23 protein-coding genes and 1 tRNA gene are annotated in these 24838 nt (G+C 68.9%); 17 read left to right on the top strand and 7 right to left on the bottom strand.

Annotation, left to right across the window (positions count from 1 at the left end):
- The first annotated feature begins 133 nt into the window (after positions 1-133).
- The 6 genes from JK363_RS30520 (at position 134) to JK363_RS30495 (ending at position 8210) form a co-directional block, all read left to right on the top strand.
- The gene (locus JK363_RS30520) at positions 134-1603 is read left to right on the top strand and encodes an aldehyde dehydrogenase family protein (RefSeq protein ID WP_201879964.1); all 1470 of its coding nucleotides are present in this window, start codon (positions 134-136) and stop codon (positions 1601-1603) included.
- Positions 1604-1636: 33 nt separating this feature from the next.
- A complete protein-coding gene (locus tag JK363_RS30515) occupies positions 1637-3193 on the top strand; it encodes an APC family permease (protein ID WP_372444882.1) in 1557 nt (518 codons plus the stop codon).
- A complete protein-coding gene (locus JK363_RS30510; protein ID WP_201879957.1) occupies positions 3171-4754 on the top strand; it encodes a GMC family oxidoreductase in 1584 nt (527 codons plus the stop codon). Before JK363_RS30515 ends, JK363_RS30510 begins: the two co-directional genes overlap by 23 nt.
- A gap of 186 nt (positions 4755-4940) precedes the next feature.
- Positions 4941-5402, top strand: coding sequence for a hypothetical protein (locus tag JK363_RS30505; protein ID WP_201879953.1), 462 nt, complete (start codon positions 4941-4943; stop codon positions 5400-5402).
- Between the two features lie 57 nt (positions 5403-5459).
- Positions 5460-7661, top strand: a complete 2202-nt coding sequence (locus tag JK363_RS30500) for a hypothetical protein (RefSeq protein WP_201879949.1) — start codon at positions 5460-5462, stop codon at positions 7659-7661.
- Between the two features lie 18 nt (positions 7662-7679).
- Positions 7680-8210, top strand: coding sequence for a hypothetical protein (locus JK363_RS30495; RefSeq protein WP_201879947.1), 531 nt, complete (start codon positions 7680-7682; stop codon positions 8208-8210).
- Position 8211: 1 nt separating this feature from the next.
- Here JK363_RS30495 and JK363_RS30490 read toward each other — a convergent pair whose 3' ends face one another.
- Genes JK363_RS30490 through JK363_RS30480 form a run of 3 tightly spaced genes read right to left on the bottom strand, consistent with a single transcriptional unit; the run spans position 8212 to position 9451 of the window.
- Positions 8212-8397: a DUF397 domain-containing protein gene (locus JK363_RS30490; RefSeq protein WP_201879944.1), complete on the bottom strand. Its 186-nt coding sequence runs from the start codon at positions 8395-8397 to the stop codon at positions 8212-8214.
- 11 nt (positions 8398-8408) lie between these two features.
- Positions 8409-8594 (bottom strand): DUF397 domain-containing protein, encoded by a 186-nt coding sequence (locus tag JK363_RS30485; protein WP_201879942.1) that lies wholly within the window; start codon positions 8592-8594, stop codon positions 8409-8411.
- Positions 8591-9451: a helix-turn-helix domain-containing protein gene (locus JK363_RS30480; RefSeq protein WP_201879940.1), complete on the bottom strand. Its 861-nt coding sequence runs from the start codon at positions 9449-9451 to the stop codon at positions 8591-8593. Before JK363_RS30480 ends, JK363_RS30485 begins: the two co-directional genes overlap by 4 nt.
- Positions 9452-9611: 160 nt before the next feature.
- Between JK363_RS30480 and JK363_RS30475 the strand changes: the two genes are divergently transcribed.
- The gene (locus JK363_RS30475) at positions 9612-10046 is read left to right on the top strand and encodes an ATP-binding protein (RefSeq protein WP_201879938.1); all 435 of its coding nucleotides are present in this window, start codon (positions 9612-9614) and stop codon (positions 10044-10046) included.
- A 52-nt stretch (positions 10047-10098) separates the two neighbouring features.
- Entirely contained in the window at positions 10099-12090 is a 1992-nt protein-coding gene (locus tag JK363_RS30470) for an AAA family ATPase (protein ID WP_201879937.1), read from the top strand.
- On the opposite strand, the gene JK363_RS30465 is transcribed toward JK363_RS30470, so the two are convergent.
- Together JK363_RS30465 and JK363_RS30460 are read right to left on the bottom strand one after the other, a co-directional pair.
- Positions 12077-12700 carry a hypothetical protein gene (locus JK363_RS30465; protein WP_201879935.1) on the bottom strand — a complete coding sequence of 208 codons (624 nt, stop codon included), beginning with the start codon at positions 12698-12700 and terminating at the stop codon, positions 12077-12079. The genes JK363_RS30470 and JK363_RS30465 overlap by 14 nt on opposite strands.
- Positions 12701-12702: 2 nt before the next feature.
- Positions 12703-13323, bottom strand: a complete 621-nt coding sequence (locus JK363_RS30460) for an iron transporter (protein ID WP_201879933.1) — start codon at positions 13321-13323, stop codon at positions 12703-12705.
- A gap of 244 nt (positions 13324-13567) precedes the next feature.
- Here JK363_RS30460 and JK363_RS30455 point away from each other — a divergent pair, with 244 nt between their 5' ends.
- Entirely contained in the window at positions 13568-13966 is a 399-nt protein-coding gene (locus JK363_RS30455) for a cupredoxin domain-containing protein (RefSeq protein ID WP_236076219.1), read from the top strand.
- A 187-nt stretch (positions 13967-14153) separates the two neighbouring features.
- Positions 14154-14555 carry a hypothetical protein gene (locus tag JK363_RS42930; protein ID WP_236076218.1) on the top strand — a complete coding sequence of 134 codons (402 nt, stop codon included), beginning with the start codon at positions 14154-14156 and terminating at the stop codon, positions 14553-14555.
- A gap of 605 nt (positions 14556-15160) precedes the next feature.
- Here the strand turns inward: JK363_RS42930 and JK363_RS30445 are convergent.
- Positions 15161-15245: transfer RNA gene (locus tag JK363_RS30445), tRNA-Leu, on the bottom strand.
- 421 nt (positions 15246-15666) lie between these two features.
- Here JK363_RS30445 and JK363_RS30440 point away from each other — a divergent pair.
- Together JK363_RS30440 and fdhD are read left to right on the top strand one after the other, a co-directional pair.
- Positions 15667-15945 (top strand): hypothetical protein, encoded by a 279-nt coding sequence (locus tag JK363_RS30440; RefSeq protein WP_201879931.1) that lies wholly within the window; start codon positions 15667-15669, stop codon positions 15943-15945.
- A gap of 146 nt (positions 15946-16091) precedes the next feature.
- Entirely contained in the window at positions 16092-16970 is an 879-nt protein-coding gene (gene fdhD / locus JK363_RS30435) for a formate dehydrogenase accessory sulfurtransferase FdhD (protein WP_201879929.1), read from the top strand.
- Positions 16971-16996: 26 nt separating this feature from the next.
- On the opposite strand, the gene JK363_RS30430 is transcribed toward fdhD, so the two are convergent.
- Entirely contained in the window at positions 16997-17473 is a 477-nt protein-coding gene (locus JK363_RS30430) for a MarR family winged helix-turn-helix transcriptional regulator (protein WP_201879927.1), read from the bottom strand.
- A 138-nt stretch (positions 17474-17611) separates the two neighbouring features.
- Here JK363_RS30430 and JK363_RS30425 point away from each other — a divergent pair, with 138 nt between their 5' ends.
- From JK363_RS30425 to JK363_RS30405, 5 genes are all read left to right on the top strand, one after another.
- Positions 17612-18544 (top strand): quinone oxidoreductase family protein, encoded by a 933-nt coding sequence (locus JK363_RS30425; protein WP_201879925.1) that lies wholly within the window; start codon positions 17612-17614, stop codon positions 18542-18544.
- A gap of 218 nt (positions 18545-18762) precedes the next feature.
- Positions 18763-20730 carry a sialidase family protein gene (locus JK363_RS30420; protein WP_201879923.1) on the top strand — a complete coding sequence of 656 codons (1968 nt, stop codon included), beginning with the start codon at positions 18763-18765 and terminating at the stop codon, positions 20728-20730.
- Between the two features lie 425 nt (positions 20731-21155).
- Entirely contained in the window at positions 21156-22979 is a 1824-nt protein-coding gene (locus JK363_RS30415) for an AMP-dependent synthetase/ligase (RefSeq protein WP_201879921.1), read from the top strand.
- A gap of 86 nt (positions 22980-23065) precedes the next feature.
- A complete protein-coding gene (locus JK363_RS30410) occupies positions 23066-23743 on the top strand; it encodes a hypothetical protein (protein WP_201879918.1) in 678 nt (225 codons plus the stop codon).
- A gap of 169 nt (positions 23744-23912) precedes the next feature.
- Entirely contained in the window at positions 23913-24746 is an 834-nt protein-coding gene (locus tag JK363_RS30405; protein WP_307821919.1) for an aldo/keto reductase, read from the top strand.
- Positions 24747-24838 lie beyond the last annotated feature (92 nt).

Below are 24838 nucleotides of genomic sequence, written 5' to 3'. Positions count from 1 at the left end.
GGGAGACCGGTGCCACTTACGCTCGGTGTGTGGACCGGCCTCGCGCACCGAGGGATCGAGGGACGGCGAAGGATCACCGAGCGAGGTGTCACCACGGGGGTCGGCCACTGTCGTCCGAGCCCGGAGGCGATACATGCCGGAGCTTTTCATCGGCGGCCGCTGGACAGCCGCCCTCGACGGACACACCCGCGACATCCGCTGCCCCGCGGACGGAATGCTGGTGGCCACGGTCGACGAGGCCGGGCCGAAGGACACGGCCGCGGCCATCGCGGCCGCCCGTGACGCCTTCGACCGCGGCCCCTGGCCCGGCACCCCGGCCGCCGAGCGCGGCAGACTGCTGCTGCGCATCGCGGAGCTGCTGGAGCGGGACAAGGCCGACATCGCCCGCGCCGAATCCCTGGACACCGGAAAACGGCTGGTGGAGAGCGAGTACGACCTCGACGACATCGCGAACTGCTTCCGCTACTTCGGCAATCTGATCGCTTCCGCGGGGCCGGGCCGGGTCATCGACGTGGGCAGCCCGGAAGTGGACAGCACGGTGGTCCATGAGCCGGTGGGGGTCTGCGCCCTGATCACGCCATGGAACTATCCGCTGCTCCAGACCGCATGGAAGGTCGCCCCCGCGCTCGCCGCCGGGGACACCTTCGTCCTCAAGCCCAGCGAGCTGACCCCGCACAGCGCCATCGGGCTGATGCGGCTGCTGGCCGAGGCCGGGGTGCCGCCGGGCACGGCCAATCTGGTGCTGGGCGCCGGATCGACCGTGGGCGCGCCACTGGCCACGGACGAGCGGGTGGACCTGGTGTCGTTCACCGGCGGAGTGGCCACCGGCCGCTGGATCATGGCGGCCGCCGCGCCCACGGTGAAGAAGATCGCGCTGGAGCTGGGCGGCAAGAACCCCAATATCGTCTTCACCGACTGCGACTTCGACACGGCCGTGGACTACGCCCTGATGGCCGTGTTCCTGCACGCCGGACAGGTCTGTTCGGCCGGGGCCCGGCTGCTGGTCCAGGAGCAGCTGCACGACGCGTTCATCGACGAGATCGTGCACCGGGCCCGGCAGATCCGGCTGGGCGGCCCGTTCGACGAGGACGCCCGCAGCGGCCCGCTGATCTCCGCGGCCCACCGCGAGAAGGTGGCGGCCTATGTGGCGTCCGGACTCGACGAGGGGGCGGTGCTGCGCTGCGGCGGGACACCGCCGGACGATCCGGCGCTGGAGCACGGCTACTTCTATCTGCCGACGGTGCTGGACGACTGCACCCCGGACATGTCCGTGGTCCAGGAGGAGTCCTTCGGCCCGGTGCTCACCGTGGAGCGGTTCCGCGACGAGGACGAGGCCGTGGCGCTGGCCAATGACACGGTGTACGGCCTGGCCGGGGCGGTGTGGACACAGGACGCGGAGAAGGCGCACCGGGTGGCCTCCCGGCTGCGCGCCGGAACCGTGTGGATCAACGACTTCCATCCGTATGTCCCACAGGCCGAATGGGGCGGGATGAAGCAGTCCGGGATCGGGCGCGAGCTGGGCCCGGCGGGTCTGGCGGAGTACCAGGAGGCCAAGCACATCTGGCGCAACACCGTGCCCCGCCCGCAGCGGTGGTTCGCATGACGCCGCCGTGGTGGTTCGCATGACGCCGCACAGGTGGTCCGCGTGACGGCGACCGAGCCCGCCGGGCCGTCGCCGGGCCCCCGTCCCGAGGGCGGTCACGACGACGACTCGCTCACCGAACTGGGCTACCGTCCGGAACTCAAGCGCACCCTCGGCAACTTCCACACCTTCGCCGCCGGGGTCAGCTACATCTCCATCCTCACCGGCACCTTCCAGCTGTTCTACTTCGGGGTGAGCCACGGCGGCCCGGCCTACTGGTGGTCCTGGCCGATGGTGTTCGCGGGCCAGCTGATGGTGGCGCTGTGCTTCTGCGAGCTCGCGGGCCGCTATCCGGTGGCCGGGTCGGTCTACAACTGGTCCAAGCTGCTGGGCGGGCCGCATGTGGGCTGGCTGGGCGGCTGGATGATGATGACGGCCACCATGGTGTCGCTGTCGGCGGTGGCGCTCGCGTACCAGATCACGCTGCCGCAGATCTCCGCGTGGTTCCAGTTCATCGGCGACGGCAGCAGTGGCACCGAGCGGGCGGCCAACGCGGTGGTGCTCGGCAGCATCCTGGTGCTGTTCACCACGCTGGTGAACGGCTTCGGCGTGAAGCTGATGGCCCGGATCAACTCCGCGGGCGTGGCCATCGAGCTGATCGCCGCGATCGTGCTGATCCTGCTGCTGGCCGCGCACATCACCCGCGGCCCGTCCGCCGTGATGGAGACCTACGGCCTCGGCAGCGGAGAGCATCTGGGCTATCTGGGCGCGTTTCTGACCGCCTCGCTCGCCTCGGCCTACGTCATGTACGGCTTCGACACCGCGTCCTCGCTGGGCGAGGAGTCCCTGAACCCGGCCCGCAACGCGCCGCGCGCGATCCTGCGGGCGCTGGTCGCCTCGTTCATCATCGGCGGGTTCATCCTGCTCTTCGCGCTGCTCGCGGTGGAGAATCTGCAAGCCAGGCAACTGTCGGCGCAAGGGCTCCAGTACGTGGTGCTGTCGACCCTCGGCGAAACCGTCGGCGACATCGTGCTGTGGTGCGTGGTCATCGCGATCACCGTCTGTGCGCTGGCCGTGCACACCGCGGGCATCCGGCTGATGTTCGCCATGGCCCGGGACAACAACCTCCCCGGCGGCTCCCGACTGGCACGGGTCCATCCGCGGTTCCAGACCCCGCTGCTCCCGGCGATCCTCATCGGTCTGGTGGCGGTCGGCATCCTGGTCATCAACATCAACCAGCCACAGATCTTCTCAGTGGTCACCAGTATCGCGATCATCATGATCTACATCGCGTATCTGCTGGTCACCGTGCCCATGCTGATGCGCAGGCTGCGGGGTGAGTGGACACCGGCCGAGGGCCGCTTCTCCCTGGGCCGCTTGGGTCTGCCGGTCAACGTCCTGGCGGTGCTGTGGGGCGTGGGAATGTCCGTCAACCTGGCCTGGCCGCGTGCGGAGGTCTACAACGCCAGCGGCCCGCAGCACTGGTATCTGCGCTGGGGCGCGTTCCTGTTCATCGGCGCGGTCGCGCTCGGCGGCTTCGCCTACTACTGGTTCGTCCAGCGCAAGCACACCGGCGTGCTCGCGGAGCATGCCGCCCCCGCCACCCCGTGAGGAGAGACCCGTGGACGAGTTCGACTACGTGGTGGCCGGTGGCGGTACGGCCGGGTCGGTCGTGGCGGCGCGGCTGAGCGAGGACCCTTCGATCTCGGTGTGCCTGCTGGAGGCGGGCCCCTCCGACATCGGCGACGACAACGTGCTGCGGCTGGACCGGTGGATGGCCCTCCTGGAGTCCGGCTACGACTGGGACTACCCCGTCGAACCTCAGGAGAAGGGCAACAGCTTCCTGCGGCACGCCCGCGCCAGGGTGCTCGGCGGCTGCTCCTCGCACAACTCCTGTATCGCCTTCTGGGCCCCGGCCGAGGACCTCGACGAATGGGCCTCCCAGGGACTGGCCGGCTGGTCGGCCGCCGACTGCTTCCCGCTGTTCCAGCGGCTGGAGTCCAACAACGCGCCCGGCGACCACCACGGCCGCGGCGGCCCCGTCACCATCCGCACCGTGCCCCCGAAAGACCCGTGCGGGGTGGCGCTGCTCGCGGCCTGCGAGGAGGCGGGGATCCCCACCGTCCCGTTCAACTCCGGCGCCACCGTGGTCCGGGGCGCCAACTGGTTCCAGATCAACGCACGGGAGGACGGCACCCGTTGTTCGGCCTCGGTGGCCTATCTCCACCCGGTGCTGGACCAGCGGTCCAACCTGGAGGTACGCACCGGGCTCCAGGCCAGGCGGCTGGTGCTGAACGCGGACCGGCGCTGTACGGGCGTCGACTACCTGGCCCCCGACCTCATCCACACCCACACCGTGCACGCCCGGCGCGAGGTCATCGTCTCCTGCGGCGCCATCGACTCCCCGAAGCTGCTGATGCTCTCCGGGATCGGCCCCGCGGACCATCTGCGCGAGACCGGCATCGACGTGGCCGTGGACTCCCCCGGGGTCGGGGAGAACCTCCAGGACCACCCCGAGGGCGTCATCATGTGGAACGCCGAGCAGCCCATGGTCACCAGCTCCACCCAGTGGTGGGAGATCGGCATCTTCTCCCCCACCGAACCCGATCTGGACCGCCCGGACCTGATGTTCCACTACGGCTCGGTGCCGTTCGACCTGAACACCTACCGGCGCGGCTACCCGACCTCCGAGAACGCCTTCTGCCTCACCCCCAATGTGACCCGCGCCCGCTCCACCGGCACGGTCCGGCTGCGCACCCGCGACTTCCGCGACAAACCGCGGGTGGACCCCCGCTACTTCACCCATGAGCACGACATCCGCGTCATGACCGAGGGATTCCGGGTCGCCCGCACCATCGCGGCCCGGCCCGCGCTGGCCCTGTGGGCGGGCGCCGAACTCGCCCCGGGCCCCGAGGTGAACACCGACAACGAACTGCTCGACTACATCCGGCAGACGCACAACACCGTCTACCACCCGTCCTGCACGGTGCGGATGGGCGCGCCGGACGACCCGGCCGCCCCCCTTGACCCGCAACTGCGGGTCAAGGGCATCACGGGGCTGCGGGTGTGCGACGGCTCGGTGATGCCCCATCTGGTCGCCGTCAACCCGTGCATCACCACGATGATGATCGGCGAGAAGTGCGCCGACATGATCAAGCGCCGCCACCCGTGAGCGAACAGCGCGTAGGCGGCCGGGTCCAGCGAGTCAGCTATTTCGGAAATAGTCACCCACGATCCCTTGCCAACTCCCTTTCATTGCATCGCTGTTACAACCATTTACCGAGCCCCTTGGTAAGATTTTTTACTCCATGCAGCCGTAGCTTCACGGAGGCTTCACCAAGACAGGGGGCGACACGACATGTCCTTTGAGCAGGAGTGGAATCAGCAGAAGACCCGGGCCGCCGACGAGCCCGTACACATGCAGCTGAATCAGACAAAGGGCACGGGCGGCCGGCACGGCAAGGGCAGCCCGGACGGTGACCTCATCGTCCACGACAACGAGTTGGGCAAAATCGGCGAAATGGGCCGGGATCTGCGCGAGCGTGTGTCCACGTACGGGGATCACGCCCGGCAGAACACCTTCAACGCGTCCATCGAGCTGTTCAATGACGGCCTGGACGCGGGTTCCGCGCTCACCGAGCTGCAGGACGCCTGGAATACGAAGCTGCAGACGCTCAAGGAAGCGTGTGCGCACATCTCCAACCACCTCGACTACACGCGCTCCGCGCACCGCAAGGACGAGGACAAGATCATCACGGAGATGCAGAATCTCGACGGCAAGCGCATGACCGTTTCGCGCATATACGAATACATCAAGTGACCGTGATGACTCGCTAGCACGGAAACGGTCCAGCGAAGAGGACGGGGGAACGGCAGCATGGCGCTGACGTACCAGGAACTCCACCATCTGCGGCTCGGCACCCTCCACATGGCCGTGACCGACTGGGAGAAGATGGTGGCCAAGCTCGACAAGCTCGCCAACGGCGGCGACGGGGAGATCAACGCGGCCGACCTGGAGAAGAAGGCCAAGGCGGCCAGCTGGAAGGGCGTCAACGCCACGGTGACGAAGGCGTTCACCACAAAGACGGCGGACCAGTTCCAGGACATCCTCACCGAGGCGCGCAGTGTGCACACGGTGCTCCACGACGCCCACAAGAAGTTCACCAGCCACAAGAAGAAGCTGAAGGAGATCGTCGAGCGGGCGGCCAAGCAGGACATCCATGTCACCGCCCAGGGCACGGTCAAGGCCCGTGACGACGCGGAGAAGAAGCCGACCCAGGGCGAGATCGACGCCATCGCGGGCGAGATCAAGACCGTCCTGGGCGAGGCGGCCGAGACCGACAGCACCGCGGCCGCGGCGCTCCGCTTCCACGCGAAGGACAAGTACGACTTCGGTTCCACGGGCTTCAAGAGCCTCGGCGAGGCGAAGAAGGTCATCAAGGACTCCAACGCGTTCGTCAAGCTGGCCGAGACGGACCCCACCAAGCTCAGCAACAAGCAACTCACCCAGCTGAACGACCTGTTGAAGGCGAACCAGGGGGACCCGGTCTTCGCCGAGCGGGTGGCGGGGGAACTCGGCGCCAAGGGCATGCTGAAGTTCTGGTCGGGAGCCACCAACATCGACTCATGGGACCCGGACGGCAAGAAGGGAGGCTACGATCCGGCCGGGATCGCCAACAAGGACGAGAAGGACGCCCGGATGAAGCTGCTCAGCACCATGGAGCAGCGCCTGGGCAGCACCCTGGGTCTGGCCTCGCGGCAGGACGGCGAGTCCATCCACCAGTGGAAGGACCAGATGGTCGCGCTCGGCGGCCACCAATTCGCCGACGGCGACGGCAAGAAGCGTGGATACGGGTTCCAGCTGATGAGCAATCTGATGCGGAACGGCACCTACGACAAGGACTTCCTGACCAACTACGGCAATCACCTCGTGGCCTACGAGAAGAAGCACACGGGGGATGACGAGCCGTCGGGGGGCATCGCCAGCCCGAAGCGCCACAACGTCCTGCCCTGGGACAAGCACGACGCCCTGGACCAGACCGACCCACTGCATTTCGGTGACGACAAGGACGCCGGCACGGACCCGATGACCGGGTTCATGAAGGCGCTGTCCAGGACTCCCGACGCCTCCACCGACTTCTTCAGCTCTCACGAGCCGGAGGACAACCTGAAGTGGGTGCTCAAGGACCGTCCGGTGCTCGACGACTCGATTCCGGACGGCGGCTACGGCGTGGTGCACGAGCAGAAGACACCCCGGCCGTATTGGGAGTCCACCGGAGCCGCGCTGGCCGCGGGGGCCACGGGAGTGGACCCAGGCGACCACTCGGCGAAGGCACCCCCGCACACCCCGGAACACCGGGAGATCCTGGACAGGTCGCTGGACTACCTCTCCGCCAAGAAGGACGACTTCCCTCCGGAAATGCGCGACGACATGGCCAAGGTCTTCGTCAACCACGGCGATGTGTTCCACCACACCGCGTCGGCCCAGGCCGACCATCCCAACGATCCGAGGGAGCTGGACCGCAGGCAACTGCTCGAGGTCACCAAGCAGATCTCCCGCGACCAGGGCGCGTACGGCCTCCTCAACGACGGCATCAACCACGAACTGGTCCACGACATCCGCACCGACAAGCCCGAGGATCCGCGGGAGACCTTGCAGCGCGCGGGTCACACCGTCGGCTTCCTGGAGGAGGCGCGCTACCAGGCACTGGCGGACAAGGTGGCGGCGGACAAAGAGGACGCCGTATGGCAGCAGACCTGGGGCTACCACGGCGCCGGAATAGTGTCGAGCTTCATCCCGGAGGCACATCTGGCCGGTGCTGCGGACCGCGGGCTGTACGTGCTCTCGCAAGACTGGCGCATGGACGAGGAGAAACGGATCGGCGAGGAGAACCGGCAGCAGAGCGGTCAGACGTTCAAGGGGCGGGAGCATCAGCTGGAGAGTCTCGCCAAGATCTGGAAGCAGCAGAACCCCCATGAGGAGGGGACCGTCTACACCATCACGGGGGAAGCCGGCAACGCGGCTCTGAGGGGCAACGCGGCCGCCCAGGGCCTCCCCGGCCGCCAGCCCGCCCACTGAGCCGAGGAAGAACTCCCCATGAACCGCACCTCCGCCTCCCTGGTAATCGTGGCGCTGGCCGTAACCGCTGTCGGTTGCGGCGACGACGGCCGCGGCTACGCGGTGCCCGAGAAGATCTGCGACACAAAGGTCGATCCTGATCTGCTCGCACCGCTGCTTTCAGACGGTGAGAAGATCCACCAGCGCGACGTCCCGAGAGAACACGGTGCGACCTGCGATGTCTCCGTGCAGGGCGGGGATGGTGGCGGGGTGTACATCACACGGGACGCCGTCACCGAGGGCGTTGACCCCCTGGAGGTCAAGAAGGACACCCTGATCGGGTACGGCAATGCGAAGAAGGTGGACATCGGGGACGACGCCCGGCTCGGGGACAAGGGCGCGCTGGTCACCACCTCATGTGCGCCCAAGGGCAAGGACACGACCTTCGCGCTGGAGGTCTCTCTCTCCTCCCCCACCCCGAAGGACGTGTCCGAACGCCGAAAGGCTCTTGAGCGCTTCCTGCGCTCCTATCTGCCCACGGCGGCCAAGGCGCAGGGATGCCGTAGCTGATCTACACGCCCGCCACGTACCGCACGAACCGGCCCCAGCCCTCGCGCCCGACCGCGAGGGCTGGGCGGCTCACATCCTTGGAGTCCCGGACGTGGATGGCCTGTTCGGTGACGGAGACCTCCACGCAGTCGTCGCCCTGGGCGCTGCTGTAGCTGGACTTGAACCAGTCGAGTTCAGGTGTGCTCATAGCGCTCCTCGCTAGTCGCCCGCCACGTACCGCACGAAGTGATCCCAGCCCTCGCGCCCGACGGCGAAGGCGGGGCGGCCCACATCCTTGGAATCGCGCACGTGGACGGCCTGTTCAGTGAGGGCGACCTCCACGCAGCTGTCGCCCTGGGTACCGCTGTAGCTGGACTTGAACCAAGCGAGTTCGGACCTGCTCATAGCGCTCCTCGCAGTCGCTCCAGTAGGCCCCGGGAGTCTTGGGGGTTCAGGGCCTGCGACCGCAGTGTGTCATAGCGCTGGTGCAGGAGGCTCACCTCTTTCGGGCCAGTGATCAACCGTCCGTTCTGCTGCCCTTCGGAGTACGCGAGCCGCCGTCCCTCTGGGTTTTCCAACAGCTGAACCGGGCCGTCCAGGCAAGCATGGAACTCCGCGTCCACCGGCATGACTTGAAGGATCACATTGCGCCGAGCGCTGAGGTCCAGCACGTGATTGAACAGGCCCCGCAACACCTCCGCACCGCCGAGCCGCTTCCGAAAGACTGCCTCCTCCACGATGAAGCTGAACGGAACGCTCGGCCGCTCGTACAGCATCTTCTGCCGCTCCAGCCGAGCCGTCACCTGCTCCTCCATCTGCGTGTCCGTCAGGAGCGGGATGCTGTTGTCGAACACGGCCCGCGCATACGCCTCCGACTGCAACAACCCCGGCACCAGCCTGCACTCGTACGTGCACAGGCTCACCGCCACCTTCTCCAGCCGAGCCCACTGCCGGAACCACACAGCCAGCCCCGGCTTGCCACGCGTCAGAAACACCGCCGCCTTCCGTAACGCACCCGTGTTCCCCAACACCTCCTCCGCCCGCTCCACGAACGACTCGTCCGGCATCCGACGCCCCAGTTCCACCGAGGCCACCGTGTGTTTCGAGAACCGGACCAGTTCTCCGAACTCCACCCGGCTCAGGCCAGCGTGCTCACGCAGAGCCTGGACGACGGCCCCGAAGGTCCGCAGACTGTCCGAGGGATCGGGTTCCCGCTCCCCGTCACTGTCTCCCGTCACCCCAAGGGCGTTGTCAGTCGCCATACACGGCCACCTCCATATGCGTACGTACGAGGCCCCCGCGCTCGACTCACCCAGCGTGACGGCATCACCGGCGTACCGTCCACCGAACGCGCATGTACGCTGACGCAGCGTACGCGCGCCGCTGCTGGCGAGGGCCCCGCGCAGCCGCCACCGTGGCCCCATGAACGTCAGCACGCCCCAACTCCCTCCCATCCCACGACTCTTCACCCAGCGCCTGTCCTCCACCCGGCGCGGGGCCCGGCTCGCGCGGCTGTTCGCCGTGGAACAGCTCCGTACCTGGCCGGTGTCGCCGAGCCTCGCGGGACGCGCCGAGGGGGTCATCGCCGAACTGGCCGCGAACGCGGCATCGCACGGGCGCGTCCAGGGCCGCGACTTCCGGCTCACCCTCACGCACCACGAGGCAACGGGGACGCTCCGCATCGAGGTCGCCGACACGCTCGGCGAGAAGCTGCCCACTCTGGGGCCGGTCCCGGGTCCGGACAGCGAAACGGGGCGCGGTCTGCATCTGGTCGCCGCGTTCGCCGACCGCTGGGGTACGCAACCCCACGAGTGCGTGGGCAAGACCGTATGGGCCGAGCTGGACCCAAGCTCATAAAGTTGTCCGGGCCCGACCGCCAACTCCCGTTGCCCGCACAAGGAGCAGAGCGATGTCCGACGGAATCACCGTCCCTCCCCCCGTGTCCCTGCGGGACACCCTGCTCGGCCGTCTGTCCGCATCCCGCCTCGCACCCGAGGCGCAGGAGGTGCTGCGGGACCTCGTACCGGAGGCGCCGGTCAGGGGCGAAGGGCGCAGCCGTCTCCTCTACCTCCAGTCCATTACAGCGGCCGGATGGCGCGGCATCGGGCCCGCTGTCACCCTCGACCTCCAGCCCGAGCCGGGGCTGACGGTCATCGCCGGACGCAATGGCTCCGGGAAGTCCAGCCTCGCCGAAGCCGCCGAGATGGCGCTGACGGGGAGCAACTACCGCTGGCAGGACCGGACTCAGATCTGGAAGCAGGGCTGGCGCAATCTGCACGACAACGTCGATCCGCAGGTGGCCGTCCAACTGCACGCCGATGGCGAGAGCACTTCGATCACCGTTCGTCGCCGCTGGAGCGGCACGGGTCTGGACGACTGCCACATCGAGGTCGAGGGGGCGGCCTCCGCGCTGCACGAGGTCGTCGACCCCGAACAGATATCGCTGTACCGGCCGTTCCTTCCGTACAGCGAGCTCGGGGCGACGATCAGCGGGCCGCTCACCGCGCTGCACGACGCGCTCGCTCAGCTCCTGGGCCTTGAACTGCTGAGCGACACCGACAAGCAGGCGCGTGTCCTGCTCAAGTCGCTGAACGACGAGGTCACGGCGTTCACGACGCTGACGGAGACCGTTGTGGGCGAACTGTCGAACCATGACGACCCGCGTGCCGCCGAGGCGGTCACCGCGCTCAGCGGTCGTCGTCCCGACGTCGACCGGGTGCGTCTGCTGCTCAGCGGAAGCGCCGTGGCCGACGACACCGCGCTCGCCCGGCTGCGCCGCCTGGCCGACCTCAAGGGTCCCGACCGAGTGGCCGTGGCCGCCGCCGTGACCCGGCTCCGGAAGGCGGCCGCTGACGCGGAGGGGTTGCGGTACAGCTCCGCGGAGGACGCGCGGCAGCTGATCGAGTTGCTGGAAAAGGCGCTGGACCGTCACCGCCGCCACCCCGGCGCCACCGAGTGCCCGGTGTGCGGCAGCGGTGACCGGTTCGACGCGAGCTGGGCGGAGGGCGCCCGCGCGCAGGTCGAGCGACTCCAGGCAGAGGCGGCCCAGGCCCAGGGCGTACAACGGGAGTTGACGGCCGCGGTGCAAGCGGTCCAGGACACGGTGCACCCCGTCCCGGAATGGCTCCAGGGCGACGAACCGTCGCTCGCCGCCCTCTGGCGCGACTGGGTCGCGTGCCGTGCGGTGCTGGAGCCGCGGGAGCTGGCGGACCGGGTGGAGCGCGCCGAGGCAGCGATCGGCGATGCCTGCCGCCGGGTGAGCGAGGACGCCACGCGGCGTCTCGACGAGCAGGACGGCCGTTGGCAGAGCGTCGTGGGGCGCCTCACCGAGTGGCTGCGGCACGCCGAGGCCGCTGAGCGGGCGTTGCCCCGGATCAAGCAGATCAAGGCCGCGCGGGCGTGGTTGCGGAAGTTCACGGACGAGCTGCGTGAGGAGCGTCTCGGGCCGATCGCCGACCAGTCGCAGACGGTGTGGAAGCTGCTGTGCGAGCGCAGCAATGTCTCGCTGGGTTCGGTCGGCCTCGCGGGGACGGCCAACGCGCGCAAGGTGGTGCTGGATGTCGCGGTCGACGCGGTGGACGCGCCCGCGTTCGGCGTCATGAGCCAGGGCGAGCTGCACTCACTGGCGCTGTCCCTGTTCGTGCCGCGGGCCACGCATGAGAGCAGCCCGTTCAAGTTCCTGCTGATCGACGACCCGGTCCAGTCCATGGACCCGGAAAAGGTCGACGGCCTGGCCCGGCTCCTGGACCTCTACGCTCGGCACCGGCAGGTGGTCGTCTTCACCCATGACACCCGGCTGGAGGAGGCCATCCGCCGCCTCGGCATCAAGGCGACGATCAAGCAGGTGTCCCGTCAGGCCAACTCCGTGGTCCGGGTCATGCCGGTCATCACTGACTGTTGAGGTGGCCGATCAGGGTGGCACCCCACCAGCCGAGCTGGCTGATGGCAGCGGTGACTCCCGACCGGAACACCAGACCGCGCGGCACCGACGCGTCCCGGTATCGGTCGAGGTGGCGGCCGAGCCGGTGGGCGTACAGCCCGTTGAAGGTGATGACCAGGACGATTCCCAGCTTGATGAGCGTCAGCCTCGAGGTCAGATCGGGGCTGAGGAACATGCCGGTGGCCACCAGCCCGGCCAGCCCGGCCCAGATCGGGCCCTGAAGCGTGGCGGCCGTGCTCAGGATGTCGGTCAAACGGCGGCGGCCGAGCAGCCAGAGAACGGCGAACCAGTCCACGGCGAGCACGGCGCCCAAGCTCACGACGAGGGCCGCGACATGCACGAAGCGGGCCACCGCCCGCAAGGCGGGATCAGGGTGGACGTGACCGGACGTCCAGCACACGGCGGCCAGGGCGAGAGAGCTCAGGACCCCGAGCACCATCAGCGACCAGGACGGCAGGGGCGCGTGCTCCGTGCGCTCATGGGCTTCGGGGCCGACAGCCGGAGGCCGCTCCGGCGCCCCGGTGTGCGGGGCGGCCGGAGGGCCCGGCTGTTTTTCGGACGTCAGATTCACGGTCAGCTCTCGGGCTTCAGTTCCACGTTGCTGAACGTGGCGGTGACCTTTTCGCTCAGCGCCGGCTTTTCGCCGCTGGCGCCGTGCCGCAGGAAGGTCGGCGGCTGCAACGTGGCGCGGAGGGTGTACTTGCCGGCGGTGGGGATGGAGAAGTTGTTCGCGTAGTGGAAGAACTGGGCGTGGTAGAAGTTCAGGTCCTGGGCCTGGACGACCTTGCCCTTGGCGTCGATGACCTCGAGCTTGATCGGAATGTCCGGCACGATGCGGCCGGTCTTGGCCTCCATCGGAATGATCTCGATGTGGTGGGTCTCGTTCTTGGTGGGCTCGCGGTTGACCAGCTTCCCGTGGGCGCCGTGCTCGCCCTGGAACCACGGCTCGGCGGCCTCGACGATGTAGCCGATGCGGTACTCCCCGGCCTTGGTCTCCCCGCCTCGGGCGTCGATCTCCGCTTTGAGCACGGTGTACTGCTGCGCCACACCGGCCGGCACGGCGTCCTTCGCCTGGGTCTTGCCTGCCGTCTTGTCGGCTGAGTCGGTGTTGCCGGAATCACTGCTGCCGCACGCCGTCACGGCGAGAGCGAGCAACGCGGTCAGAGCGAGCGGGCGCAGCGGGGACTTGGGCATGGCTGAAATCTTTCGGTGCGGGGTAAGGTAAGGCGAACCTAAGGCCCTGCTGTGCACTCGTCAAGGTGCCAGACAATGCGGACACCTCACGGCATATCCGGCACTTCTTGATGTACTCGGCTGGCCAGTAAGGAAGTTGAGCGGCCTCTCTGCCGCCGCTTCGAGCAAGGGAGCAGCGGTCCGGGCACAGGATCCGGACAGCTACCCACTACCCATCGCCGCATATCGACCGAAGGAGCCTGCCTTGATCTCACGTCTCTCACGTCTGACGCGCCCCGCCGCTCTGAGCCTGCTGGCCGTGACCCCGCTCACCCTGCTGACCGCCTGCGCGGAGAAGGGCGGCGACGGCGGCACGTCGGGGGCCATCAGCGTCCGGGCGGCCGATGACGCCTGCGAGCTCTCCCGGACCTCCGCACCCACGGGGTCCATCGCCTTCAAGATCACCAACGAGGGCAGCAAGATCACCGAGTTCTACCTCTACAGCCCGGACAAGAAGGTGGTCAGCGAAGTCGAGGGCATCGGCCCCGGCATCTCGCGCACCATGAAGGTGAAGGTCACCAAGGCCGGGTCCTACACGACCGCCTGCAAACCGGGCATGGTCGGTGACGGCATCCGCGGCGGGTTCTCCGTGACGGACAAGTAGGGCTCATCCGGTCCACACCGTGAAACGACAACTACCCGCGGATATTTCATAGCTGACGCCGCCTCAAAAGATCACCGGGCAGGCAGATGGATGTGCTCCTGAGAAGAATTGATAACGCGCCGAGAAAGCCGGTGTGAAACGACTGTGAAGAAGGTTTCGGCGGGGCCGGTCCGGCAAGAGGAGGCTCATGAGTTATCCCCATGGCTACAGAGCGGAAAACGGTCCGCACAACAACAATGCACATCGCCCATACCCTGACGACTCCAGCACTCCCCATGCCGCCCCTCGGCGCCGGGCAGGCAATGCGAGGGGTCTCGGGACAGACAGGACAGCGCTGGTCATTCACACCGTCGCGGACATCGCCGCGGGTTTTCTGGCGTTGTGGATCCTGCTGTACCTGCTCGACGCGAATCAGGCGAATGTCTTCGTCGACTTCGTTCACGGTATGGCCGACTGGCTCGCCTGGTGGTCGCAGGACATCTTCACGATGGACACGGAGAACGTGCGGGTCTTCTTCAACTACGCACTGCCCGCGGTGATTTACCTGGCCATCGGCCACGGCGCCGCGGCATGGGTGCGGCGCCTCTGACGTCCGCTCCGCCACCGGTATCGCGGCCGGTATCCCTTCTCCTGGAAGGGATACCGGCCGCCGCCATGCGGACGAGCTGAGGGACGGGCGCGGGCGGATGACGTGCACCCGCCCGCGCCACGCGCCCTGTCAACCTGAACCGGGGGGGACCGGGAATCGATCAGGAAGGACGCGCACCGATGATCCATCGGTAGTACGCACAGCGTCGCACGCCAAATCCGTGTTACTCCCTGGCCATTGCTCCCCGCATCGCACCCCCGACCCCATCCGGGTAACACGATCCGCCCCTCGGACGCTGAAGGGATTACCGCCATCAGCACGGCGGCCCAGTACGTCACCACAGAACAGCCGGAGGTCATCGAGGGCACATGCGTTGGCGCGTCAGTGGACACGCCCATTGAATCCTGAGCACAAAATTCCGGACGCGCGCTCTTCCTCGCCCGCCCGGAATTCCTGCCCTGCTTTCTTCATGTGCCTTTTCGGCTCTGCCGCCTCGACGAGCCGACGACTCGGGCCGCGCCCGACCTCCGCGCGATCACCAAAACACGAGCACAAAAACGAGGTGTCGGCCGAATCCCGGCCGACACCTCGTGTCGTATTGATCGTGTCCGAGGGGGGACTTGAACCCCCACGCCCGATAAAGGGCACTAGCACCTCAAGCTAGCGCGTCTGCCATTCCGCCACCCGGACAAGGTGTGCCCCGCGGTTCCCCGCGGCGACATGGACAACGATACCAAGGTTTTGGAGTGCGTTTCACCTGCGTATGCACACCGCCCCCGGCCCCGCCGACCTGGGGTGACGTGGGCCCGGGGCGGATGATTGTCACGCTCGGTGTCAGTCCGGAATCAGGTGGTGGTCGGGGACGTTTCCGGGGAGTCGCTCGGCCGCCGGGCCCTCCGTAACGGCCCGGACCAGCAGCTCACCGCCGACGAAGGCGCCACGCCGCCGACGAGATCTTCCCTACGGAGCGTGACGCCACGTGCGAGGTCCGTACGCAAGGGCGTACTGTCCCGTGGCGCGGAGATGACCCGGGTGGTGGGCGCGCGGACCGGCCCTGTACTGGGTGTCTCCTCATTTCTCCGAGGAAGACGTGCAGTTACTCTTGCCGACCATGGAAATTGCTGTGTACGTCATGCTTTTCGGTGTCGCCCTGCTCTACCCCGCCTTCGAGAGCAGGATCCGGCGCCTGGACCGCAGGGCCGCGCGGATCGAGCGCAAGGTCGATCTGGTCATGGACCACCTGGGGATCACCATGGACCAGCCCGGCATGGATGAGGTGACGAGGCTGGTGCGGGAGGACAAGAAGATCGAGGCCATCAAGGTCTACCGGCAGCTCACCGACGCGGACCTGCTGGAGGCCAAGGAGGCGGTGGAGCGTATGGCGCGTTGAGCGAACGCCGGACGCTGCTCGGCGCCGTGTGCACGGCCCTCCCGCGACCGTTGCCCGACGGGGCCGGGACGGGGCCGGTGCCGGACGGGGCCCGTACCGGACAATGGGACGGTACGGAACCACACACGGAAGCGGGACTGATCGACATGGGACGGGTCACCGAGCGGCGCCGGGTCATCCGCGTCCGGGACGGCGCGGTCAGCGCGCGGCCGGACACCCTCGTGGCCGAGGAACCGCTGGAGATCCGGCTGAACGGCAAACCGCTGGCGATCACCATGCGGACACCGGGTGATGACTTCGCCCTCGCCGCGGGCTTCCTGGTCAGCGAGGGAGTGCTCGGACACCGGGACGAGCTGGCGAACATCGTCTACTGCGCGGGCGCGACCGAGGACGGTTCCAACACCTACAACGTGGTGGATGTGACGCTGGCTCCCGGTGTCGCCGTCCCGGACATCACGCTGGAGCGGAACGTCTATACGACGTCGTCGTGCGGGCTGTGCGGAAAGGCCAGCCTGGACGCCGTGCGGACCACCGCGCGCTGGTCATTGACAGAGGACGGCAGGGACACGGCGGACGCGGCCGACGCGGCAGCGGTGCGGATCGAGCCGGAGACGCTCACCGCCCTGCCCGACCGGCTGCGCGCGGCGCAGCGCGTCTTCGACCGGACCGGTGGACTGCACGCGGCGGCGCTGTTCACCCCGGACGGCGAGCTGCTGGACGTACGGGAGGACGTGGGCCGCCACAACGCGGTGGACAAGCTGGTCGGACGCGCGTTCCAGCAGGGGCTGTTGCCGCTGTCCGGGGCGGTGCTGCTGGTCTCCGGGCGCGCCTCGTTCGAGCTGGCGCAGAAGGCGGTGATGGCGGGGATCCCGGTGCTGGCGGCGGTCTCGGCGCCGTCGTCGCTGGCCGTGGACCTGGCCGCGGAGACGGGGCTGACCCTGGTCGGCTTTCTGCGCGGCACGTCGATGAACGTGTACGCGGGCGAGGAGCGCATCGCCCTGCGGAGCGCGGTCGACGGGGCCTGAAGGCCGGGCGACGGGCCGCTGAGCGGTCAGCCCTTCCGCGCGTCCCCGTCCGGTGCGCATGGCTCGCCCGGTTCGACGATCCGTCGCAACAGCGCGACCAGTTGCTTCCGTTCGGCCGCGCTGAGCCCCGCCGTCAGCTCGTCGTTCGCCTCGTCCCCGAGCCGCCGGGTGCGCCGCAGCCGCCGCTCCCCCTCCTCCGAGATCGCGATCGCGTTCTTGCGGCGGTCCTTGGGGTCGGGGGTGCGGGTGACCAGGCCCTCCCCCGCCAGGTCGGTCACGATTCCGACCATGTCCTTGGGGTCGATACCGAGGCTGCGCCCCAACTCCGCCTGGGACACCGGTCCCCGTTCAGCGACGGCGGACAGCACCGCGTGGTGCATCATCCGCATCCCCTCACGGGCCAGGGCCTCGGCCACCAGCCGGTGGCCGCGCGCGGCGGCGCGGCCGAGCAACCAGCTGGGCAGGGCGCGGATCGAGGAGGGGGCGAACGAGGTCTCGGGCATGGCGTCAGCCTACTCGCCGATTCATGGGGTTGACCAACCTTGGTCTATCCAACCTTGGCCGACCCAACGTTGGTGGTACCCATGAATATGAGATACCGTTGGCGCGCCCAATGATTCCGGCGATCCCTGGAGGCATTCATGCGCCGTGTCCGTTTCCATGCCCACGGCGGGCCCGAGGTGCTGTGTGTCGAGGAGGCCGAGCCGCCCGTCCCCGCCCCCGGTGAACTGCTCATCCGCACCGAGGCGATCGGCGTCACGCTGCCCGGGGTGCGCCGGGTCCGGGAGGGCACGGCGCCACTGCCCGGGGTCCTCGGCGGCGATGTGGCCGGCGAGGTCCTCGCGCTCGGCGAGGGCGTGACCGGGTTCGCGGTCGGCGACCGGGTCGTCGCGATCTCGTTCTCCTGCGCCTACGCCGAGGTGACCACCGTCCCCGTCTTCACGGCGTCCCGCATCCCCGACGGCGCGACCGCCGTGGACGCCGTCGCCCTCGTCCGCAGCGGCCATGTGGCCCTGGCCGCCCTCGCCACCGCCGAACTCGCCCCCGGCGGGTCCGTGCTGATCACCGGCGCCGCCAGTGGCGTCGGGCATCTCGCGGTCCAACTCGCCCGGATCCAGGGCGCGTCCCGGGTGGTCGCCGCCGTCGGCTCGTCCGGCAAGGCCGACTTCCTGCGCGGCCTCGGCGCGGACGAGGTGGTGGTGTACGGGGACGAGTCCTGGGGCGAGCCGGTCGACACCGTGCTCGACGGGGTCGGCGGTGAGGTCCTGCCCCGCGCCCTGACGGCCGTCGCCCCCGGCGGACGGCTGGTCTTCTTCAACTCCGGCGGCGGCACCGTGCCCGCCTGGGAACTGCTGTCCGGTTCGCGGACCATCACCGGACTGACCATGGCCCGCTTCGCCCAGACCCGCCCCGAGCTGTACGAACGCCACCGGGCCGAGCTGTGGCGACTCTTCGCCGAGGGAAGGCTGCGGCCCGCCGTGCACGCCGGGCTTCCCCTCGAGGACGCCGCGAAGGCCCACGACATCATCGAGTCGCGCGGCAACCTCGGAAAGGTCGTGCTGCTCCCCCGCTGACCCCCGGCCTACCCCCGGACGGCCCCAACCTGCCCTGCGTGACAGAGATATGACGCAGGGTCCTTGTGGCGGGTGGCCGTGAGACGAGAAACTTCTGCCGCAGTCACCCCTGAGACATGGGATGTCTTGATGTCCTGATGTCCAGATGCCGATGCCGTCCAGAGGCCGCCCACCGTCCAGGTGGCGCTGACGGACCGTCCGAAGGGCAGGTCGTGACCATGGCGTCAGTTCCCCGTTCCCGCCCCGGCACCAGACCGTGGCGACGCCGCGCGGCGGTGCTGCTCGCCGCCGCGGCGCTGGCCCTGACCCCGCTTCCGGTACGGGCCGCGGACTCGGATTCCCCCGCGTCCGCGGCCCGTGGCGGTTCCGGGTTACGCACCGGACCGGGCCTGGAACAGCAGGTGCTGTTCAAGGCCGCCGAGGAACAGGGGTACGCATGCTTCCGGATCCCGGCGGTCGTGACGTCCAAGGACGGCACCCTGCTGGCCTTCGCCGAGGGCCGGGTGGACAACTGCGGTGACGCCGGGGACATCGACCTGGTGCTGAAGCGCTCCACCGACGGCGGACGCACCTGGGGGCCGCTCCAGGTGATCAACGAGGGCGGCGGGGACACCCACGGCAACCCGGCCCCCATCGTGGACCTGCGCACCGGCCGGATCGTGCTCGCCAGCACCTACAACACCGGCCGGGACGACTCCCAGAGCTGCGATGTGCCCTGTGACCGCACTCCGCACCTTCAGTACAGCGACGACGACGGCGCCACCTGGTCGGCCCCGGAGGACCTCAGCCCCTCGCTGCTGCCACCGTCCTGGAACTCCTGGTACGCCACCGGCCCGGTCCACGGCATCCAGCTGAGGCACGGCCGCCACAAGGGCCGTCTCCTCTTCACCGTCAACACCGAGAGCCACGACGGCACCCGCATCACCCACAACCACGCCGCCCTCGCCTACAGCGACGACGGGGGCAGGCGCTGGAAGATCGGCGCGGTGGACACCTTCCCGATCGCGGCGGACGGCACCTTCCGGCAGAAGCCGTCCGAGATGACACTCGTGGAGCGCTCCGACGGATCCGTCTACGTCAGCGGGCGCGAGCAGGACGGCACCGACCTCGGCCACCGCGACTACGCCATCAGCCGGGACGGCGGCGAGAGCTTCACCGCGCCCTTCCGTACCCTGCCCGACCTGCCCGTCCCGCAGGTGCAGGGGTCGATCCTGCCGCTGCGCGACGCGGGCCGCGACGGCCCCGGCAGACTGCTGTTCTCCACCCCCGCCGACCCCGACCGGCGCCGCACCATGATGATCCGTTCCTCCTGGGACGAGGGCCGCGGCTGGGACGGTGTCGAGGACGGCGCGGTGGTCACCACCGACTGGTCCGGCTACTCGGATATGACCGCGATCTCCCATGACACCGTCGGCCTGCTCTACGAGGGCGGCGCGGTCGACGCACGCGACGAGATCCGCTTCGCCCGGTTCACCGAGGACTGGCTCGGCCCGCGCCACGCCCCCGCCCCCACCACCGAGGACCACGCCCCCGGCGCCCGGCCCGCGACGGTGCTCGGCGGAGCGTCCGGTGCCGAGGGCCGCTTCGGCCGCGGGCTGGCGTTCGACGGCACCGACGACGCCGTACGTCTGCCCTACCGGGACGCATTGCCGCTGGGCACCCGTGACTTCACCGTGAGCCTGTGGTTCCGCTACTCCGCCACCTCCGGGCAGCACCCCTTCCTCTGGATGGGCGGTATCGGCACCAAGCAGCCTCAGGTCTGGCTGCGCGGTGAACCGGCGGGCAACCGGATCCGGGCGCTGATGACCACGGTCAACGGCTTCTCCACCTTCACCAGTGCATCGGTGAGCACAGCCACGGCGTACAACGACGGACAGTGGCACCATCTCGCCCTGACCCGCTCCGGGGGGCGGCTCTCCCTCAGCGTGGACGGCGGCGCCTCCGCCTCCGCGCCCGACGCCCCCGGCACCGTCAGCCGCACCGCCCCCTTCGCCGTCCATCTCGGCCAGACCGTGGACAGCCGGTCCCTGATGACCGGCGCTCTCGATGAGTTCCGGCTCTACGACCGGGCTCTGAGCGACACCGAACTCCGCCGGATCCGTGAGTTCAACGCCCCGCTCGACGGCCCCGGCTCGGGCGCCCTGGTCCGTCTGCCCCTGGACCGCGTACGGTCGGCCCACCGCTGAGGCCGTCTCGTCCCGACGATGTGACGGTGACCACACCTGGCTTGATCGTGATGGGTCCGGCACCGGCCCCCGACCGGTCACGACGGCTGGTGTCCGGACCTCCCGACTCCGCGCCGTTGTACGGAAATCGGCCCTGTGACACCGCTGTGCGGGCATCGGCGAACTGTCCCGTCGGCACGTTTCTGGTGGGCCGTGTGCCACCATCGGAGAGATTCCGTGCAGAAATCCGTTACATATGAGCCACACCTGCGGTGCATAGGACGCGACTCACAGCAATAACGCCCTCGTAGGCCCCGGTTGACAGCCCTTCACCTCACCGGGCGCGGCGCATTCCGCATGTTCCGGGCACAAAGGGCCTCTCCCGCATCGGTGGCTCGATCCGGTAGCGTCGCGGCGCTGTGCGGAGCGGCTTCAAGGAGCAGGTATTGCGCGAGTTCACCGTCCCCCCGTTGGCGACCACGCCCCAGGCCGGAGGACTGGCGGATGCCGTCTTCGACCACGCGGACGACGATCCGCACCGGGTGGCGCTCGCCCGGAAGACGGCGGACGGCCACTGGCAGGACGTGACCTCGGGCCAGTTCCGGGACGAGGTGATGGCGCTCGCCAAGGGGCTGCTGGCGCGGGGGGTACGGTTCGGCGACCGCGTCGCGATCATGTCCCGCACCCGCTACGAATGGACGCTCTTCGACTTCGCGCTGTGGACCCTGGGCGCCCAGAGCGTCCCGTTGTACCCCACGTCCTCCGCCGAGCAGGTCTTCTGGACGCTGCATGACTCCGGGGTCTCCTCCTGTGTGGTCGAGCACGAGGACCACGCCATGACGGTCGGCTCGGTGGTGGGACGGCTGCCGCAGCTGGCCCGGCTGTGGCAGCTGGACGCCGGAGCGCTGGAGGATCTGCTCGCCGCCGGGGAGTCGGTCGAGGACGAGATGGTGGAGCGGCACCGCCGGGCCATGACCCCGGACCAGCCCGCGACCATCATCTACACCTCGGGCACCACCGGCCGCCCCAAGGGCTGTGTGATCACGCACGCCAATCTGATGGCCGAGTGCGACAACATCGTCGAGCGGTTCGAGACGGCATTCCACTCCAAGCCGGGCGACGAGGCGGCCACCCTGCTGTTTCTGCCGCTGGCGCATGTCTTCGGCCGGATGGTCGAGGTGGCCGCCATCCGCGGCCGGGTCAAACTCGGCCACCAGCCCAATCTGTCGGCCGCGGCGCTGCTGCCCGACCTCCAGACCTTCCAGCCGACCTTCATCCTCGCCGTGCCGTACATCTTCGAGAAGGTCTTCGCCGCGGCGCGGCGCAAGGCCGAGGCGGAGGGCCGGTCCGGGCCGTTCGACAAGGCCGTGGACGTCGCGGTGCGGTACGCGGAGGCACAGGAGGCCAAGGCGTTCGGCACCGGGCCGGGGCCCAGTGCCTCGCTGCGGATGCAGCACCAGTTCTTCGACAAGGTCGTCTACAGCAAGGTGCGCGGGGCGATGGGCGGCCGGATCCGGCACGCCATGTCGGGCGGCTCCGCCATGGAGCGGCGGCTCGGGCTGTTCTTCGCGGGCGCGGGCGTCATCGTCTACGAGGGCTACGGCCTCACCGAGTCCACCGCCGCCGCCACCGCCAATCCGCCCGAGCGCACCCGCTACGGCACGGTCGGGGTACCCATTCCCGGCACCTCGGTGCATATCGCCGACGACGGTGAGGTGTGGCTGCGCGGGGGGCAGATCTTCACCGGCTACCACAACGACCCCAAGGCCACCGACACGGTCCTGCGCGACGGCTGGCTCGCCACCGGTGACCTGGGCGCCCTGGACGACGACGGCTATCTCACCATCACCGGGCGGAAGAAGGAGGTCCTGGTGACCTCCGGCGGCAAGACGGTGTCGCCGGTGGGCCTGGAGGAGCGGGTCCGGGCGCATCCGCTGGTCGCCCAGTGCATCGTGGTCGGCAATGACCGCCCGTACATCGCGGCGCTGGTCACCCTGGACCCGGAGGCGGTCTCGCACTGGCTGGCGATGCGCGGCAAACCGGAGCTGCCGCCCAGCGAGCTGGTCCGGGACCCGGATCTGGAGACCGAGATCCGGCGGGCGGTGGTCGCGGCGAACACCGCCGTCTCCCATGCGGAGTCAATTCGTACGTTCCGGATACTTGCCGCGCAGTTCTCGGAGGAGCATGGTCTGCTGACGCCTTCGCTGAAATTGAAGCGGAAGGCGATCGAGCAGGCGTACGCCGTCGAAGTCGAGGCGCTGTACCACTGACGAGCCACCGATGACCCACCGATAAGCCACTTGTGAGCACAACCTGAGCCGCTTTGTCCGAACTGAGCCGCTTGAGGGGGCACGCAATGATCGATGTCATTCTCCCCGACCTTCCCGAACGCACCCTGTCCCTGCCGTCCGAGGAAACACCCCTGCCTCTCGTCCCGGCGCTGACCGGGCGCGTCGTACTGGGCGGGCCGGTGTCCGTACCCGTGACGGCGGAGCTCGTCGGCGGGGATCCGGAGCTGGCCGCCTTTCTGCGGGCCGAGGCGCACAGCACCGTCTACCACCTGCTGCACTGTTCGGTGACCTGCGCCCGGGACGCGCCGGATCCCGAGCTGCACACCGTGAACCTCGATCTGAGCCTGTCGGCCGAGCCGGTGCGCGACGGCGCCACCGCCTTCCAGCCGGTGGCCTGGTCCATGACCCCGCGGCAGCGCACCGAGGCGGCCGATGACGCGCCGTTCGCCCCGGCCGCCCATCTCGGGCCGCGGCTGGGGTTCCTCGACAACGGCCGGGCCGACCCGGGGACGCGGATCTGTCTGGAGGCGCGGCGGGAGCTGTGCTCCGACCCGGGCTGGGAGATCCGGCACACCCATGTGCGGATCGGCGGTACGTATCGGCTGGCCATGGTGGTCCGGGCGCCGCGCGAGGCGATGACCCGGGTGGCGGTCGCGGTGGGGGCCACCGTGCGCGACGGCCACACCCTGCACCGCTTCCGGGAGGAGATCGCGGATCCGCTGCCGCTCATGGCACCTCGGTGACCTGGACGTCGCCCCACACGTAGTGCCATGACGCCGAAAGGGTGAAGGATTCACCCGGCCGGCCGGCCGCGGCGGACCGGGGGCGCAATGGGTGGCGGGAATGTGCCGCAGCCGTTGATCGTTGACAGGGGAAGGACGTATCCGCATGCAACGTAAGGATCGACCGCTCGTGAGCACGACCCCCTTCATCACCCTCAACAACGGCGTCCGGATGCCGCAGCTCGGTTTCGGTGTCTGGCAGGTTCCGGATGACGAGGCGCAGGTCGCGGTGCGGCACGCACTGGAGGCCGGATACCGGAGCATCGACACCGCCGCCGTCTACGGCAATGAGGAGGGCACGGGAAAGGCGCTCGCCGCGTCGGGCATCGCGCGCGACGAGCTGTTCGTCACCACCAAGCTCTGGAACTCCGACCAGGGCTATGACGCCGCCCTGCGCGCCTTCGACACCTCGCTGAACAAGCTGGGCCTGGACTACCTCGATCTGTACCTGATCCACTGGCCGCTGCCCGAGGCGAACAGGTTCGTGGACACCTGGAAGGCGCTCGAGAAGATCTACGCCGACGGCCGGGCCAAGGCCATCGGGGTCTCCAACTTCCACCCCGGCCATCTCCAGCAGCTGCTCTCCGAGGGCTCGATCGCCCCGGCGATCGACCAGGTCGAGCTGCATCCGCAGCTCCAGCAGGCGGAGCTGCGGGCGTTCAACTCCCGTCATGGCATCGCCACCGAGGCGTGGTCCCCGCTCGGCCAGGGCAAGGGGCTGCTGGACGACCCGAAGCTGGCGGCGATCGGCGCCAAGCACGGGAAGTCCCCGGCCCAGGTGGTGCTGCGCTGGCATCTCGACCTCGGCAACGTGGTGATCCCCAAGTCCGTGACCCCGTCGCGGATAGTGGAGAACATCGACGTCTTCGACTTCGAGCTGGACGCGGAGGACCTGTCCACCCTCGGGGCGATGGACGCGGGCAACCGGCTGGGACCCGACCCCGACACCTTCAACGTGACCTGACCCGGCACCGGCCGGACGGCCGACCGGCTCAACCGCCCCGCCGCGCACGACGCGGCGGGGCGTTGTTGCCGTCACCCCCTCAGCTGCGTTCT

Origin of the sequence: Streptomyces coffeae, from assembly GCF_016741875.1 — a bacterium.
GTDB classification, from domain to species: Bacteria; Actinomycetota; Actinomycetes; order Streptomycetales; family Streptomycetaceae; genus Streptomyces; species Streptomyces coffeae.
The sequence above is the reverse complement of the archived record's forward strand: the minus strand, read 5'-3'. Positions and strand labels throughout refer to the sequence as shown.

Bases quoted from the DNA above. Each gene is read 5' to 3' on its own strand.
- JK363_RS30520 (WP_201879964.1), top strand. From the start codon at position 134: ATGCCGGAGCTTTTCATCGGCGGCCGCTGGACAGCCGCCCTCGACGGA.
- JK363_RS30510 (WP_201879957.1), top strand. From the start codon at position 3,171: ATGCCGCCCCCGCCACCCCGTGAGGAGAGACCCGTGGACGAGTTCGAC.
- JK363_RS30505 (WP_201879953.1), top strand. From the start codon at position 4,941: ATGTCCTTTGAGCAGGAGTGGAATCAGCAGAAGACCCGGGCCGCCGAC.
- JK363_RS30500 (WP_201879949.1), top strand. From the start codon at position 5,460: ATGGCGCTGACGTACCAGGAACTCCACCATCTGCGGCTCGGCACCCTC.
- JK363_RS30495 (WP_201879947.1), top strand. From the start codon at position 7,680: ATGAACCGCACCTCCGCCTCCCTGGTAATCGTGGCGCTGGCCGTAACC.
- JK363_RS30490 (WP_201879944.1), bottom strand. From the start codon at position 8,397: ATGAGCACACCTGAACTCGACTGGTTCAAGTCCAGCTACAGCAGCGCC.
- JK363_RS30485 (WP_201879942.1), bottom strand. From the start codon at position 8,594: ATGAGCAGGTCCGAACTCGCTTGGTTCAAGTCCAGCTACAGCGGTACC.
- JK363_RS30480 (WP_201879940.1), bottom strand. From the start codon at position 9,451: ATGGCGACTGACAACGCCCTTGGGGTGACGGGAGACAGTGACGGGGAG.
- JK363_RS30475 (WP_201879938.1), top strand. From the start codon at position 9,612: ATGAACGTCAGCACGCCCCAACTCCCTCCCATCCCACGACTCTTCACC.
- JK363_RS30470 (WP_201879937.1), top strand. From the start codon at position 10,099: ATGTCCGACGGAATCACCGTCCCTCCCCCCGTGTCCCTGCGGGACACC.
- JK363_RS30460 (WP_201879933.1), bottom strand. From the start codon at position 13,323: ATGCCCAAGTCCCCGCTGCGCCCGCTCGCTCTGACCGCGTTGCTCGCT.
- JK363_RS42930 (WP_236076218.1), top strand. From the start codon at position 14,154: ATGAGTTATCCCCATGGCTACAGAGCGGAAAACGGTCCGCACAACAAC.
- JK363_RS30440 (WP_201879931.1), top strand. From the start codon at position 15,667: ATGGAAATTGCTGTGTACGTCATGCTTTTCGGTGTCGCCCTGCTCTAC.
- fdhD (WP_201879929.1), top strand. From the start codon at position 16,092: ATGGGACGGGTCACCGAGCGGCGCCGGGTCATCCGCGTCCGGGACGGC.
- JK363_RS30430 (WP_201879927.1), bottom strand. From the start codon at position 17,473: ATGCCCGAGACCTCGTTCGCCCCCTCCTCGATCCGCGCCCTGCCCAGC.
- JK363_RS30425 (WP_201879925.1), top strand. From the start codon at position 17,612: ATGCGCCGTGTCCGTTTCCATGCCCACGGCGGGCCCGAGGTGCTGTGT.
- JK363_RS30420 (WP_201879923.1), top strand. From the start codon at position 18,763: ATGGCGTCAGTTCCCCGTTCCCGCCCCGGCACCAGACCGTGGCGACGC.
- JK363_RS30410 (WP_201879918.1), top strand. From the start codon at position 23,066: ATGATCGATGTCATTCTCCCCGACCTTCCCGAACGCACCCTGTCCCTG.